General features: G+C 65.3%; 14 protein-coding genes. 1 reads left to right on the top strand and 13 read right to left on the bottom strand.

Going from position 1 to position 15,341, the window contains the following annotated elements:
* Positions 1 to 3: 3 nt before the first annotated feature.
* From AB4Z46_RS04555 to AB4Z46_RS04520, 8 genes are all read right to left on the bottom strand, one after another.
* The gene (locus tag AB4Z46_RS04555; protein WP_442282295.1) at positions 4 to 945 is read right to left on the bottom strand and encodes an AraC family transcriptional regulator; all 942 of its coding nucleotides are present in this window, start codon (positions 943 to 945) and stop codon (positions 4 to 6) included.
* Positions 946 to 969: 24 nt separating this feature from the next.
* Positions 970 to 1,758: an L-iditol 2-dehydrogenase gene (locus tag AB4Z46_RS04550; protein ID WP_442282294.1), complete on the bottom strand. Its 789-nt coding sequence runs from the start codon at positions 1,756 to 1,758 to the stop codon at positions 970 to 972.
* Entirely contained in the window at positions 1,755 to 3,173 is a 1,419-nt protein-coding gene (gene dalD / locus AB4Z46_RS04545) for a D-arabinitol 4-dehydrogenase (protein WP_442282293.1), read from the bottom strand. The genes AB4Z46_RS04550 and dalD overlap by 4 nt, the downstream gene beginning before the upstream one ends.
* Before the next feature lie 10 nt (positions 3,174 to 3,183).
* A complete protein-coding gene (locus tag AB4Z46_RS04540; protein ID WP_442282292.1) occupies positions 3,184 to 4,215 on the bottom strand; it encodes an ABC transporter ATP-binding protein in 1,032 nt (343 codons plus the stop codon).
* A gap of 26 nt (positions 4,216 to 4,241) precedes the next feature.
* A complete protein-coding gene (locus AB4Z46_RS04535) occupies positions 4,242 to 5,066 on the bottom strand; it encodes a carbohydrate ABC transporter permease (protein ID WP_442282291.1) in 825 nt (274 codons plus the stop codon).
* 10 nt (positions 5,067 to 5,076) lie between these two features.
* Positions 5,077 to 5,934, bottom strand: a complete 858-nt coding sequence (locus AB4Z46_RS04530; RefSeq protein WP_442282290.1) for a carbohydrate ABC transporter permease — start codon at positions 5,932 to 5,934, stop codon at positions 5,077 to 5,079.
* A 52-nt stretch (positions 5,935 to 5,986) separates the two neighbouring features.
* Positions 5,987 to 7,294: an ABC transporter substrate-binding protein gene (locus AB4Z46_RS04525; protein ID WP_442282289.1), complete on the bottom strand. Its 1,308-nt coding sequence runs from the start codon at positions 7,292 to 7,294 to the stop codon at positions 5,987 to 5,989.
* A 226-nt stretch (positions 7,295 to 7,520) separates the two neighbouring features.
* Complete coding sequence (locus AB4Z46_RS04520) at positions 7,521 to 8,684, bottom strand: MFS transporter (RefSeq protein WP_442282531.1); 1,164 nt, start codon at positions 8,682 to 8,684, stop codon at positions 7,521 to 7,523.
* A gap of 257 nt (positions 8,685 to 8,941) precedes the next feature.
* On the opposite strand from AB4Z46_RS04520, the gene msrB reads away from it, so the two are divergent.
* Positions 8,942 to 9,445: a peptide-methionine (R)-S-oxide reductase MsrB gene (gene msrB, locus AB4Z46_RS04515; protein WP_442282530.1), complete on the top strand. Its 504-nt coding sequence runs from the start codon at positions 8,942 to 8,944 to the stop codon at positions 9,443 to 9,445.
* A 9-nt stretch (positions 9,446 to 9,454) separates the two neighbouring features.
* Here msrB and AB4Z46_RS04510 read toward each other — a convergent pair whose 3' ends face one another.
* From AB4Z46_RS04510 to AB4Z46_RS04490, 5 genes are all read right to left on the bottom strand, one after another.
* On the bottom strand, positions 9,455 to 11,041 hold the full coding sequence (locus tag AB4Z46_RS04510) for an aryl-sulfate sulfotransferase (RefSeq protein WP_442282288.1): 1,587 nt from the start codon (positions 11,039 to 11,041) through the stop codon (positions 9,455 to 9,457).
* A 223-nt stretch (positions 11,042 to 11,264) separates the two neighbouring features.
* Entirely contained in the window at positions 11,265 to 12,362 is a 1,098-nt protein-coding gene (locus tag AB4Z46_RS04505; RefSeq protein ID WP_442282287.1) for a retropepsin-like aspartic protease, read from the bottom strand.
* A complete protein-coding gene (locus tag AB4Z46_RS04500) occupies positions 12,356 to 14,083 on the bottom strand; it encodes a hypothetical protein (RefSeq protein WP_442282286.1) in 1,728 nt (575 codons plus the stop codon). The genes AB4Z46_RS04505 and AB4Z46_RS04500 overlap by 7 nt, the downstream gene beginning before the upstream one ends.
* Complete coding sequence (locus tag AB4Z46_RS04495; RefSeq protein WP_442282285.1) at positions 14,061 to 14,816, bottom strand: hypothetical protein; 756 nt, start codon at positions 14,814 to 14,816, stop codon at positions 14,061 to 14,063. The genes AB4Z46_RS04500 and AB4Z46_RS04495 overlap by 23 nt, the downstream gene beginning before the upstream one ends.
* Positions 14,817 to 14,873: 57 nt before the next feature.
* A complete protein-coding gene (locus AB4Z46_RS04490; protein WP_442282545.1) occupies positions 14,874 to 15,305 on the bottom strand; it encodes a hypothetical protein in 432 nt (143 codons plus the stop codon).
* Positions 15,306 to 15,341: the final 36 nt, after the last annotated feature.

Here is a 15,341-nt window from a genome sequence, read left to right as displayed (position 1 = left end):
GGCTCATGACGCCAGGCTGCCGAATCGGCTGTCGCTCTGGCGCCGGAACTCGGTCGGCGTCATGCCCTTGATCTCGAGGAAGCGGCGGTTGAAGTTGGCCACGTTGTTGAATCCGACCTGGTAGCAGATGTCGGTCACGTAGTGATCGGTCTGCATCAGCAGGTGGCAGGCGCTGTTGATCCGCACGCGGTTGACGAAATCGGTGAAGCTGTTGCCGGTGGAGCGCTTGAAGAAGCGGCTGAAGCGGCTCTCGCTCATGCCGAGTTCGCTCGCGATGTCGGCCATCGCCACCGGCTCGGCCAGGTTGGCGGTGATGCGGTTGACGATGACGTTGACCTGGTCGACCTCGGTGTCGCCTTCGACCCCCTGCATCTGGACGTTGGAGAGCAGGCGGTAGTCGCTGCAGTGCGCGAGCTCGGCCAGGTATTCGAGGAAGAGCGCGAGCCGCTGCAGTCCGCGCGCGGCCTTGATCGCGTCCCAGTGCGCCAGCGCACGCTCCCCGAAACCGAAGAACTCGATGCCGTGGCGGGCCCGCGCGAGCAGCTGCAGCGCTTCGCGCAATTCGGGGATGTCGGCGGCTGCGCGCTCGATCGGGTCGTGACGGAACTGGATCACGCGGTCGCGGCCGTTGGCGCCGCCCTCGGGGACGTCGAGCGAGATCCAGTTGTGCGGCAGGCGCGGCCCGCACAGCACCAGGTGGCCGGGATGGAAGGGCCCGATCCAGTCGCCGACGAAGGCCCGGCCCGAGGTCTCGGTGATCAGGTGCAGCTCGTACTCTTCGTGGAAATGCCAGCGCACCAGCGGGCTCGGAAAGCCGTGCGCGAGGCAGCGCACGAGGCCGGTGTCCTCGGGCGCCTCGTAGCCCAGCGAGGGCGAACGCGTGATGTCGCGCTCGAGTTCGGGCTTCCGGTCGCGGGGCAGATGGCGTTGGCGCGGGGATGACATGAGGCGGTCCTTTCCCATGAACCTTCAGCTCATGACGTTACCACCGTCGACGTTGAGCGTCTGCGCCGTGATGTAGCGTGCCTCGTCGCTGGCCAGGAACACGGCCGCACCGGCGATGTCCGCGGGCGTGCCCATGCGCCCCAGCGGAACCTCGAGCCCCACCTGGCGCTTCTTCTCGCCCGGCTGCAGGCCCTGGTAGCGCGCGAACAGCGCGTCGACGTGGTTCCACATCGGCGTGTCGACCACGCCCGGCGAAATCGCATTGACCCGGATGCCGTGCGGCGCCATCGCCAGCGCGGCACTCTGCGTGTAGCTGATGACGGCGGCCTTGGTCGCGCAATAGTGCGACACCAGCGCCTCGCCGCGTCGGCCGGCCTGCGAGGCCATGTTGATGACGGAGCCGCCCGTGACGCGGGTGTCGACCATGTGCTGCAGCACGCGCTGCATGGTGAAGAACAGGCCCTTGACGTTGACCGCGAACAGCCGGTCGAAGGAGGCCTCGTCGCTCTCCAGCAGCGGCGCCATCTCGAAGACCGCGGCGTTGTTCACCAGCGTGTGGATCTCTCCGTGCGCCGCCTGCGCCGCGAAGAGCATGCCGCCCACCGTGGCCGTGTCGCTGACGTCCACTCCCACGTAGGCCACGTCCGCGGGATGCTTGCGCTGCAGCCGTGCGACACCATCGGACGGCGCTGCCGACCGGTCGGCCAGCGTGCAGCGCGCGCCTTCGGCCAGGCAGGCTTCGGCGATCGCGAGCCCGATGCCGCCGCCGGCACCGGTGATCAGGACATGGCGTTGCGCAAGACGATCGGTCATGGAGTGGCTCCCTGGATGAATGGCCGGACCCGTGCGGCGGCGTTGCGCATCGCGTCGACCAGCCGCGCATCGCCGGCCGCGTCTCCCCACAGCCCGCGGTCGGCGCAAAGCGCCGCCACCGGGTCGGCCGCGGTGCAGATCGCATGCGCCACGCCTTCATCCATGCCCTGGTCCTGGTAGGCGTAGGGCAGGGTGCCCAGGTGCCAGCGCTGCAGGAAGGCCAGGAACAGGGCCGGCAGCATCGCTACGCTCGCGATGCCTTCGCCGCGCGCCAGGCGCTCGCGCACCGTCGGCGCGATGAATCCCGGGATCTTCGAAAAGCCGTCCATCGCCACCCGCTGGTTGGTGTCGCGGATGGCCGGGTTGCCGAAGCGATCGAGCACCACGTCGCGGTAGGCGGGCAGGTCGACCGGGCTCGGTTGCCCCGGCCGGTCCAGGCAGGGGATCACGTCGTCCGTGACGTAGTCGAAGGCGATGCGCCGGATGGCGGCGGTGTGCGTGCCTTCGTGGATGTACTGCAGTCCGACCAGCGTGCCGGCCCAGGCGATTGCGCTGTGGCTGGCATTGAGGATGCGGATCTTGGCTTCCTCGTAGGGCGAGACCGAATCGACCAGCTGCACGCCGACGCGACCCCAGTCGGGCCGTCCGTGGATGAACCGGTCCTCGATCACCCACTGGATGAAGCTCTCGCCGGTGACCGGCGCGGCGTCGTCCCAGCCGGTGGCGTCGCGCACCCGCTGGCGCAGTTCGGGCGGCGGCCGCGGCGTGATGCGGTCGACCATCGCGTTCGGGCTGCTCGTGTGGGTGCGCACCCAGTCGAGCAGCCCGCTCTCGCCGGCGCGTTCGATGAACTCGATCAGGCCCTTGCGGAAGCGGTCCCCGTTGTGGCGCAGGTTGTCGCAGTTCAGCAGCGTGACCGGCCCCGCATCCGCGGCCCGACGCGCCCGCAGAATGGCGCAGACCGCGCCGTAGATCGTGCCGCCGGCGATGCCTCGGCGCGCCCGTTCGAGGTCGCCGGCGATGTCGGGAGCCGTGGCGTCGAGCCGGTCCTGCGGGTCGAGGTAGTAGCCGGCCTCGGTCACCGTGAACGAGATCACGCGGGTGCGCGGCTCGGCACCGCGGGCGATCACCGCCGCCAGGCTGGTCTCGTAGGGCAGCACCTCGCGGATCGCTGCGATGCGCTGGTAGCGGTAGTCGCCGGCCGGAGACACGGTCTCCAGCGTGTAGCGGCAGTCCTGAGCGCGCAGGGCGGATTCCACTTCGGCCATGTCGGGCCGCAGGTTGGCGCCGGTGATCGACCAGCGCGTGTCGCCGGCGTCGATCAGCTGCTGCAGGTACACCGCCTGGTGCGCGCGATGGAAGGAGCCGAGCCCGAGGTGCAGCACCACGAATTCGGAGGGAGGAGATGGCGTCATGGCATCGAACTCAGGCGGTGACCGTACGGCCCTCGCGGTTGAAGAAATGCAGCACCGAAGGATCGAGTTCGACGTTCACCGCATCGCCGGCCTGCAGCGCGGTGCGGTCGTTCTGCCGCGCCACCAGCGGCACGCCGCCGACGTCGATGTGGATCAGCGTGTCGGCGCCGAGTGCCTCGATCAGTTCGACACGGGCCGGCGCACCCTGGCCTTGCCCCGGGTGCACGCGCAGCGCCTCCGGCCGCACCCCGAGGAAGCCATCGGCCGGCAGCCGGCCTCCGGTCTGCGCCGAGAAGCTCGGGATCGCCTTGGCATCGACCATGTTCATCGACGGCATGCCGATGAACTGGGCAACGAACTGGTTGGCCGGCCGGTCGTACAGATCCATCGGCGTGCCGACCTGTTCGATCAGGCCGTCGCGCAGCACCACCACGCGGTCGGCCAGAGTCATGGCCTCGACCTGGTCGTGCGTGACGTAGATGCTGGTGGCGCCGAGCGCGCGGTGCAGCTTGTGGATCTCGACCCGGGTGTTGCCGCGCAGCGCCGCGTCGAGGTTCGACAGCGGCTCGTCGAACAGGAACACCTTCGGCGCCCGCACGATCGCACGGCCGATCGCCACCCGCTGCCGCTGGCCGCCCGACAGCTCCTTCGGCGTGCGGTTCAGGTAGTCGGTGAGATTCAGCGTCCTGGCCGCGTATTCGACCTTGGTCCTGATCACGTCCTTGGACACCTTCGCGAGCTTGAGCGCGAAGGACATGTTGTCGTAGACGCTCATGTGCGGATAGAGCGCATAGCTCTGGAACACCATCGCGAGGTCGCGCTTGCCCGAGGGCGTGCTCGTGATGTCCTTGCCGTCGAGCGACAGGCGGCCGCTGGTGATCGGCTCGAGCCCCGCGATCAGCCGCAGCAGGGTCGACTTGCCGCAGCCCGAGGGGCCGACGAAGACGATGAATTCGCCCTTGTCGATCTCGAGGTCGACGCCCTTGATGATGTGCGCGTCGCCGAAACTCTTCTTGATGTTGTCGAGCTGGAGGTAGGCCATGGGATGTTCCCCTGTTCGTGTTTCGTTTACTTGACGGCGCCAAAAGTGAGGCCCTGAACCAGTTGCTTCTGGCTGAACCAGCCGAACACCACGATCGGCGCGATGGCCATTAGCGAGGCGGCCGAGAGCTTGGCCCAGAACAGGCCTTCGGGGCTCGAGTAGGAGGCGATCAGCGTCGCCAGCGTGCCGGCCTTGGCCGAGCTCAGGTTGAGGGCCCAGAAGGCCTCGTTCCAGCTCAGCACCAGGCACAGCAGGCCGGTCGATGCGAGCCCGCCGACCGACAGCGGCAGCACCACGTGGCGGAACTCGGTCCACAGGCTTGCGCCGTCCATGCGCGCGGCCTCGAGGATCTCGGGCGGGATGTCCTTGTAGCTCGAATAGAGCATCCAGACCATGATCGGCAGGTTCGACAGCGTGAAGACCACCGTCAGCGCGGTGCGCGTGTCGAGCATGCCGGCGGTCTGCGCCAGCACGTAGATCGGCACCAGCGCGCCGACCGCCGGCATCATCTTGGTCGACAGCATCCACATCAGGATGTCGCGCGTGCGCCGGGTCCGGAAGAAGGCCATCGAGTACGCGGCCGGCGCCGCGATCAAGAGGCCGATGACCGTCGAGCCCACGCTGGTGATCAGCGAGTTGCGCGCGAACAGCAGGTAGTCGCTGCGCCGCTGCACCTCGGCGAAGTTGTCCAGCGTCGGTGTGAACACGAACAGCGGCGGCACGTGGATCGCCTGCAGCTCGGTCTTGAACGAGGTCAGCACCAACCAGCCGAGCGGAAAGAACAGCAGCAGCGCGAGGGCCCAGGCGCCGACGGTGCGCAGCGTCAGGAAGAGGAAATGTTCGGATTGCATGCGTCGCTCCTCAGTCGAGGTTCTTGCCGATGATCCGGATCAGGAAGGCGGCCACGATGTTGGCCAGCACCACCGCGAACAGCGCACCCGCCGACGCCACGCCGACGTCGAAGTTCATCAGCGACTGCTTGAAGATCAGGTAGGTGAGGTTGGTGCTCGCGTTGCCCGGCCCGCCGTTGGTGGTGACGGCGATCTCGGCGAAGATCGACAGCAGGAAGATCATCTCGATCATGATCACCACCGCCATCGGCCGGCCCAGGTGGGGCAGCGTGAGGTAGCCGAAGCGCTGGATTGCGCTGGCGCCGTCCATGCGCGCGGCCTCCATCTGCTCGCGGTCCAGCGACTGCAGCGAGGTGATGAAGATCAGGCAGGCGAAGGGCAGCCACTGCCAGGCCACCATGACGATCACCGAGAACAGCGGCAGGTCGGTCAGCCAGTCGACCGGCGTCATGCCGAAGCTGCGCCAGAGGTCGGCCAGCACGCCGTAGATCGGATTCATCATCATGTGCTTCCACAGCAGCGCGTTCACCGTGGGCATCACGAAGAAGGGCGAGATCAGCAGCACACGCACGATGCCGCGGCCCGGAAACGGCTCGTTGACCAGCAGCGCCAGCAGCACGCCGAGCACCACCGTGATCACGATCACGCTGCCGATCAGCAGCAGCGTGTTCCACACCGCGGGCCAGAAGTCCGGGTCGGTGATGAAGTAGTGGAAGTTCTCGAAGCGGGCGAAGGTGCGTTCGCCTGGCTGCATCAGGTTGTAGTTGACGAACGAGAAGTAGATCGACATCAGCAGCGGCACCAGCATCCAGAGGACGAGCGTGACCACGGCCGGCGCCATCAGCGCACGGGGCAGGAGTCGGTTCATGGCAGACCTTTGTTTTTCTCGCGCCTCCCCCGTCGGGGGAGGGGGTCGGCGTCTACTTGTAGTACCCGGCCTTGGTCATCTCGCGCTCGGCCGCGGTCTGCGAGGTCTTCAGGGCCTGGTCGACCGTGACCTTGCCCGACAGCGCCGCGCTCATCTGCTGGCCGACCGCGACGCCGATCGCCTGGAACTCCGGAATGGCCGCGTACTGCACGCCGACGTAAGGCGACTTGGGGAGGGTGCTGTCGTTCGCATTGGCGGTGTCGATGGCCTTCTTCTCGGCCTCGGCGAAGCGCGCCGCCTTCATGAACTCGGGCGAGGCGTAGGTCGATTTGCGCGTACCGGTCGGCACCGAGCCCCAGCCTTCTTCCTTGGCCACGAGCTGGACGTAGTCCTTGGAGGTCGCCCACTTGACGAAGGCCTGCGCCGCGTCGACTTTCTGCGAGCCGGCCGGAATCGCCAGCGCCCAGGCCCAGAGCCAGTTCGCGCCCTTGGGCGTGACGGCCACTGGCGCTTGAGCGAAAGCCACCTTGTCGGCCACCTTCGACTGCTTCGGGTCGCTCACGAAGGAGGCCGCGATGGTGGCGTCGACCCACATGCCGCACTTGCCTTCGTTGAACAGCGCCAGGTTCTCGTTGAAGCTGTTTGCCGAGGCGCCGGGCGGGCCGTAGGCCTTCATGAGGTCGACGTAGAAGCCGATCGCGTCATGCCAGGGCTTGGTGTCGATCTGCGGCTTCCAGGCCATGTCGAACCACTGGCCGCCGTGGGTGTTGACCATGGTGGTCAGCAGCGCCATGTTGTCGCCCCAGCCCGGCTTGCCGCGCAGGCACATGCCGTAGACGCCGGCCTTCGGGTCGTGGATCTTGCCGGCCAGTTCCTTGACCTGGGCCCAGGTCGGCTGCTCGGGCATCTTGAAGCCGACCTTGTCGGCCAGGTCCTTGCGGTACATCAGCATCGAGCTCTCGCCGTAGAAGGGCGAGGCGTAGAGCTTGCCGTCGGCCGAGAGGCCGTTGCGCATCGCCGGCAGCAGGTCGTCGACGTCGTAGGCTGCATCGGTCGCGATCGGCTTGAGCCAACCCTTCTTGGCCCAGATCGGCGTCTCGTACATGCCGATCGTCATGACGTCGAACTGGCCGCCCTTGGTCGCGATGTCGGTCGTCACGCGCTGGCGCAGCGTGCCTTCCTCGAGCGTGACCCACTTGAGCTTGATGTCCGGATGGGCCTGCTCGAAGAACTTGCCGAGCTTCTGCATCTCGATCATGTGGCCGTTGTTCACGGTCGCGATCACCAGTTCGGTCGCGGCATGGGCCAGCCCCGCACCGGCGATCGCGAGCACCAGGCCCGCCTTCAGAAAACGCTTCATGACTGTCTCCTTGTGATCGACGACGGGGGTCGCCGTGCAACGATTGTGGAGACGCCAATTTCCGGGTTTGGTACTTCCTAGGCCTGTTCCGATACTTCGATGCACTGAACGCTCGGTGTCATCCCTAATTCGGGCAATTGGGGATGTGCGAGTGCGGGGTCAGGCGCCGTCGCGGGGCCGGGCCCGGCCTCGCCGGAGCGCATGACGTGGGGCGCGCGGGAGTGAGTCAGGCGGACTGAAGCCGTGCCGCGCCGCTGCCGAGCCGGCTGCTCCAGGCCGCGAGCACCAGGGCGCCGAGCGTGATCGCCGCGCCGGCCCACGGCAGGCGGGCCAGCGGGGCGCCCGCGGCCAGCATGCCGCTGCCGATCCAGGCGCCGGCCGCATTGCCGAGATTGAAGGCGCCCTGGTTCAGCGTCGAGGCCAGATTGGGGGCGGCGTCGGCGTGCTGCACGATCAGCGTCTGCAGCAGCGGCACCAGTGCGAACGAGAGCGTGGTCCACAGCAGCATCAGCAGCACCGTGGGTGCCTTCAGCGGCAGCGCGAAATGCAGCAGCGCCAGCACCATCGCGTTGAGTCCCAGCACCATCAGCATCGACGGCACCAGTCGGTGGTCGCCGAGGCGGCCGCCGACCGTGCTGCCGATCGTCAGGCCCACGCCGAGCAGCAGCAGGATCGGTGCCACCGCCGCATTCGAGAAGCCGCTGACCTGCGTCAGCAGCGGCGCGATGAAAGTGAAGACGCAGAACAAACTGGCCGAGGTCAGCGCGCTGGTGGCGAGCGCCAGCAGGACGCGGCGGTCGGCCAGCACGGTGAACTCGCGCAAGATGCTGCCCTTCTGCATCTCGATCTGCCGTGGCAGCAGGGCGACCAGCGCCGCCACCGCGCCCAGCGCGATCACCACGATCGCGGCGAAGGTCATGCGCCATCCGAAGTGCTCGCCGATGATGCGGCCCATCGGCACGCCCAGCACATTGGCCAGCGTGAGGCCCGTGAACATCAGGGCGATGGCCTGCGAGCGCCGGTGGGGCGGCACCAGCCCGGCGGCCACCACGGAACCGATGCCGAAGAAGGTGCCGTGCGCGAGCGCGGTGATCACGCGCGCGGCCATCAGCAGGCCATAGTCCGGCGCCAGCGCGCACAGCAGGTTGCCCAGCACGAACAGCGAGGCCAGCGCGATCAGCGTGGCCTTGCGCGGGAGCCGCGCGGTGGCCACCGCGAACACCGGTGCGCCGACCACCACCCCCATCGCATACCCGGTGACCAGCAGGCCGGCTTGCGACAGCGTGACGCCGAGGTCGAGCGCCATGTCCGGCAAGAGCCCCATGACCACGAATTCGCTGGTGCCGATCGCGAAGGCGGCGGCGGCGAGTGCGAGCAGGGCCACGGGCATGCGCGACGAAGCGGTGGGCTGGGAGCCGGTCGAAGGTGTCATGTCAAAAAATAGGGGTTAACCCCTATTATCTCGAAGGATGCCCTCTGGCGGCCGGCACGAGGGGGTTCGGCCTGAATTCGGTGGCGTAGGACGACAACGCGAACGCTGGCCGCCGAGGCCCGACACGCTGCGATGTAACCCGGGCCCCGCATGGTTCGAACTACAAACCGCGGGGGCAGCCACCGCCGCCCCAACGTTGAAAGTTCGTCATGACTCTGAAGGCTCGCCGTGAAGTTCTCGTTGCCGGGATGTCGACCGTGGGGCTGGCGATTGCCGGTGCCTTCGGATGGGGCGGGCGGTTGGCGCAAGCGGCCGAACCCGCGAAATTCGAGGTGACTCACACCGATGAGGAATGGCGCAAGCTGCTCACTCCCGGCCAATATGCGGTGCTGCGGCAAGAGGGCACCGAGCGACCGTATTCGAGTCCGCTCAACGACGAGCACCGGGAAGGCCGGTTCGCCTGCGCCGGTTGTGCCCTCGAGGTCTTCTCGTCCAGGACCAAGTTCGACAGCAAGACCGGCTGGCCCAGCTTCTGGCAGCCGTTGCCCAACGCGGTCGGGCAGACCCAGGACAGATCGCTCGGCATGACGCGCACCGCAGTGCATTGCCGGCGATGTGGAGGACATCTCGGTCACGTCTTCGACGACGGGCCGAAGCCCACCGGGCTTCGCTACTGCATGAATGGCGTGGCCATGAAGTTCAATCCGGGCGCTGCCTGACCCGCTGTTCTATTCGTCGAAGCGCATCGCCTCGAACGGAATCGGCTGCGCGTTCCAGCTTGTGTTGCATTCCGACGTCGCGTACTCGAAGTCGAACGCCACGTTCTGACTCTCGTCCAGCCCGACCAGGCGTGCGTGCGTGGCGTTGTCGGCGACCGCATAGCTGATCAGCATGGACGCGCCCACGGGGGCCTGGTAGGCGCTGGAGCAGACAGCGGAATAGATGCTCTGCCCGTAGTCGAAGCGCCGGGCTTCGACCGCGGTCCGGCTGGCGGCATCGATCGCATAGGCCGACACTGCGCTGTAGCTGCGGATCTCGCCGGCCGGCGCGCCGGCGGGTTGATTGGCCGAGCGCTGGCCGTCGTTGAACAGCTGCAGCAGTCCGTCGTGCGTGATCGACACCGAGTGCTGTCCGATCGGATACAGCCCGCCGGCCCCCAGCGTCAGGCTCCGGGCTGCGAGGGACTGAAAACCGTGCCAGTACTTCGTCGGATCGCCAAGAATCCAGACCAGGTCGCCGCTGGCGTAGTCGATCTTCACGACGAAGTTCTCGCGGCTGGAGACGATCAGCGTGTCGTCGCTGGGGTCGTAGGTCGCGGCATTCATGTGAAACCAGTCGACGCCCGGTCGCACGAACGAGGTCGGGTCATCACCGTGGCTTTGCATGAAGCGCGACAGGATGTCCGCCAGATCCCACTGCTTCAGCACCATGCCGGCGTCCGGGTCGATCTCGGCCAGCGTGCTTTCGACGGCGGCGACGCCATTGCGCTGGGCGTTCATCTCGGCGAGCAGGCCGACCTTGCCGGGATCGAGGTTGTGGTGAAAGTTGGTGAGGTCTGTTGCTGCACTCAGGAACGCCTCGTTCGTCGTGCCGTCGAGTTCAAGACGCAGAAGCCGGAGCGACGCGCCGTCGCCAACGATGAACCGGTTGCCATGGAACAGCGACGTGAACGAACCCGTCTTCGCAGGCACCACCCAGCGCAGTTGGCCGTCGGTGTCGACGACCACCGGACTGCCCAATGCGGACTTCATGTAGAAGTAGTCGAAGGACAGCGAGTCGCCCGCCGTGCGCGATTTCAGGATGTTCGGCCGATCGTAGATGCCGTTCGGGTCGGTGTAGGCGGCGGTGGGGATCTCGACGCGCAGGTCTTGCTGCGATCCGGTCGGGCGTTGAAGATCGATGTGGACGACGTTGGCGTAGTTCGCATAGAGGCCGAAGACCGGAACCGTGACCGTGGCGCCGTCGGCGGAGGCATAGCCGCGGCGCTTCAGGTAGCTCATCGCATAGTTGACGTTGACCGGGCGCGCGACGCTGCCCGGCTTGGACTCGACGCTGTAGTGCACCAGGGTCGGTTGCCCGGCGATGGGCGGTTGCAGTTTCAGGTCCACGAAGGCGATGAAGGGCGAAACACCGTTGCGCACCGCGGCGACGATGGGGGGAGGCTGCGCCTCGGCGAGGGTGACTGCGCCAATGGCCCCCGCGTTGTTGCTGCTGCCTCCACCACCACCTCCGCAGCCCGAAAGCGCCAGCGCCAGCGCGGCGAGCGGCAGCAGGCCGGGACGCGACACGGATATCCAGCGTGCAAGCAAGGACATGGCGCACCCCGCTTCTTTTTGGTTGGCGACAGGACGCCCGATGATGCGCCGATCCACTTGCGGGTTCAAGGTGGGCGGGTGCGGCGTGCCGCTTCGCCAGAGGTCTCGTCGTTCTCTGAAGCTATGCCGGATGCCATCCCACACCGGATCGAACAGGTAGCGCGCTGCGCTCGGCGCTCGGAATGAAGACCTCGGCCTGCATCCCGGTGAAAGCCCCGCACGGTCATTCAGGGCGAGGCGGGCGTCGACGCTTTACCGGGGTCTGTTCCACCAGCAGTTGCCGCGTTGCGTAGGAGACCCACACTTTGCGCGTGCGAAGAAAATCCAAGCCCAGCAATCCGTCATAGGTCTTGACCTCGATTCCTGCGATCTTGATCTCGACGTTGCGGTAGGAGCTCTCACCGATCTGGACCCTGTTGAATCGTTGCGAGTAGTTCGTCATCGACCGGCCGCTATGGGCGTAGCTGGTCGTTCGTTGCGCATAGGCCTTGAGCTTCTCGATGTCAAGGCCCAGCTTGCGGGCCGCGTCCATCGATATCTTGGTGCGCACGGCCCCCGTGTCGAGGAGCAGTTCGAGTACCTTGCCATCGATCGAGATCGGCAGCGAAAGCAGGTTTCTGAAGCCTGCCTTCAAGGGCACGACGTCGTGAGGCGTTGCCCAAGGCTTGAACTCCGAGCTGTCCTGATGGCAGTTCCGCACCCGATAGAGATTCAGGCGTTTACCCAAAAAATCGAATTCGACGTCGTACTGCGCCAACAGGTTCGCGCCTATCACGGCCTGGGCGGTCGGTTTGCCGGGGATCAGGAGGTCGCCGACGGCCAGCGGGAAGCTGACGTGCGCCACGCCGGCCAGCGCCAATCGATCTGTCGTGACATCCGAGAATGTCCGCCCCTTGAGCCCGTCTGAGCCGATCAGGTGTCCGCGACGCCCGATCTCCGGCAACGCCAACTTCTGGGCAAGGCTCGTATCAATCGCACTCTTCTCGGCGCCGGTATCGACCAGGAAATGAATCGCCGGGCTCCCATTGATGACGACGGGCAACTCGAATTGGTCGCGTGCCTCCACCAGTTCCGTCGTCCCGACTCGTTCAACGCTGCAGGCGGCTGAAGCCCCGCCCGCCGCACAGAGTGCCAACCAACCGATTGCCAAGGCCTTTGCGCCGGTCGCCCCAATCCGGGGCGACCGGCGCGGGCAGAGCTCGTCCACCCTGGAGCCTGGCCCGAGAGCCTCCAGCGAAAAAATTGCACCAATCATGAGGCTGGGAATCTCTTCGCTGCGTTTTCGGCGTGTGGTGCACACGCGTACGACGCCATTCACCATTGATCAATTGGTTCGATGGGACCCACCTCGGCATGGGCGTTGGGATAGGGATCATCGTCGTATGTGACCATCCTTCGCCAATTCTCGCGCCCCCATTCTTGACCTATGGACCCTCCATTGATCAGGATGGCGTACCCGTATCCGTCGAATTGGAGTGTGCCACCTGCTCCGTGCCCATCGGCGTAGACGTAAGACTGAGCATAGGCATCCGGATGCTGGTTCGGAAAAAACGTTCTCTCGGCGCGGTCACCGTTGTCGTAGTACTGCGTCTGCGTGGTCCGTTTTCCTGATGGATCGTATCGAGTCGCGATGCTGCTCCAGTTCTGGCTGCCGGCCTGGTCGTAATCGATGGAGGTACGGCTGCCGTCGTCGCCGGTGACGTTGATCCAATCGATGCGGCCTTGCGCATCCGTCTTGGTCACCCAAACACTGTCGCTGCGCGTGTTGGCTTGGTCGTAGTCATGTACGACGCGGCTGCCATCATCCATGAACGTGATGATGTAGTCCGCCCGGTTCCAGATGTCGTACGCCGTGTCGATCTGCCTCCATCCTTGATTGCCAAGTTCGTCATAGTTGCTGACGTAGGACGTGCCGTTGTCACCCACGGACATGGCCCAGTCCGTTCGGCCCTGTGCGTCAATTTCCATCTCCCACCGGGATTCCGAATAGCTATTTCGCACGTCGTAGGCTGTCCCATGCAAACTGCCGTCGTCACGGGTGACGATGACTTGCTCCAGGCGCCCCTGTGCGTCATAGGCTGTCGTGCGTGAGGCGTAGTCGGCGTTGTCATGCGCGCTGTCCGTCTCGATGACGCGGCACGACAGTCCGGTGTCGATCGTCGTGATCCGATCTCCATTGTTAAACGTCGCGTTGGAAACGAAGGCGCCGTCGGCGCCCACTTCTTCCGAATAGGTCTTGACCTGAAACGGATCATTCGTCTGGGCATAGGCCAAGATCCCGCGAACGTCCTGTGGGTTGGTGCTGGCATTGCTATAGGCCGAAATGTACCTGTCAACATAGTCGCTCGGGATGGCCCTCTTGCCGTGATCGGAAACGTAGTTCGTGAGCGCGTCGCCGCTGAGGCCGAGCACCTTGCCCTGCGACTCCACGGCAAGTAGCTTGCCGAAGGGGCTCTGTTCTTTCGTGCGCAATTCGAACTGAAACTGCGAGAGGTGCCCTAGCTCCAATTCCTTGCGCAGCGTCTGCAGTTCGGCATACCAACCTGCGACTTCGGCTTTCATTGTCGTGTCAACGGAAGCGGCCACGCGCGCTGCGCCGGTCAGCTCCGGGCGATAGGTGGGCGTGATGCTGATCTTGAAAGCGTCATCGAACAGGGCCTGACGATTGGAATGATCCGCCTCGTGGATCACCATGCCGAGGGCCGTACTGGCGCTCATTGACTTCGTGAAGGTGGCGGCATCCGTGCCATGAGGCACAAACCAATCCTTGTCGAGTTGGATGGCGAACTTATTCCCGCGCGCGATAAACGGGTCCGTTCCTCGATCATTGCTGAAAAAGGCACCGCCGCCCTTGCGTGCCAAAGTGCTATGCGGGAGCAATTCGAATACGAAATCCCCGCGCTGTGCAGCCTGCGTGAAGGTGGCATTGGCATAGGGGTTTCGGTTGAGCCCATTGACGAGGGCCTGCAAGGCGGCGGGATCGACCCCCGGTGCCTCCTTCAACGGCTTGAATATTGCGTCATTGATGGTAAATGTGGTCATCGCTGTATTCCTTCAATTTGAAGAGTTTGCTGGCCAAAATGCTGTGCAAGCACCCACCGAAACCGATGGCAAAAATCACATTGGCGGTATCTGCCGCTGCGCTGGGAAATCCCGCGTCGTACGGTGCGGTGTCGTGCGGACCGGTGGGTGGTATGTCCACTTGCTTGCGCTCTAGTTCACCCAGAAACGCACGAACGCTGATGGCCCGATAGACAAACGGTTTGCCCCAGTACGACTCCACGAGGCGCGAGGGATAGCAGTTCGTGCCGTCGCCGTAGCTCAACTCGACCCTCACGGACCATGAATCGGTTTGGGGAAATTCGGAGTACTTCAGGCTCGCTTTCCAATTCGAGTACTCCTGTGGCCGCTCGAAGCCCAGTCCTTCAGTCATTCTTCGTCCGTCGGTGCGTGGCGGTTCGGACAATGAAGTGGGCTTCACGCCGAGGGTCTTGTAGATTGCTTCGCGATCGAGGATCAGGCCCGGCTGCTCATGCAAGCGCCGGACTCCATCGATCAATCGCTTGATTTCGAGCGGCAGTTCGGCCGCAACCGGGCGCCCCTCGAAGGTCGCTACCGGTGCGATTGGAGCGGCCCGCGGTAGAGGCACGCTTGTTGGCTGGTTGTGTGCATCGGGCGGCTTGCCCCCAAGCTTTTGCGAACCAGCGCAAGCCGTTGCCAGCATGCCCGCTGCGAGCAGCGCAGTGGTCAGTTGCAATCGTCGTAGTCGCTTCATTTCATGGCTTCTCCTTCTTAGACACTGTTGATAGATTGGATGAAAGGTGTGTGAGCCTCACCGCTCCCTCAAGCTATGCCGGATCCCATCCAGCACCGGATCGAACAGATAGCGCCACGCGCTGCGCTCGGCGGTCGGAATGAAGACTTCGGCCTGCATCCCCGGCGAAAGCACCAGTGGCTGACCGGCCAGCTGGCTGGCGATCTCCAGCGCTTCGGAGCTCACGTTGACGTGCGCGATGTAATACGGCGCATTGGGCGATTGGGGATCGGTCTGCCGGTCGGCCCCGACATAGGTCACGCGCCCATCCACTTGCGGCGTCGATCGCACGCGATAGGCGGGCAGCATCACATGCGCGAGCGCCCCGTGCGCCATGGCCTTTTGCGCGTCCCGGATGTCGCTCGGCATGATCCGCGCCTCGATGACCAGTTCGGAGCCGGTCGGCACGATGTCGAGCAGGGGCTCGCGCGGACCGATGGCGGCGCCCACGGTATCGGAAGGGCAAGGGGGCCAGCGAGCTACGCT

Source organism: Variovorax sp. M-6, assembly GCF_052114385.1.
Taxonomy (GTDB): domain Bacteria; phylum Pseudomonadota; class Gammaproteobacteria; order Burkholderiales; family Burkholderiaceae_C; genus Variovorax.
This window is presented reverse-complemented; position numbering and strand designations above follow the sequence as displayed.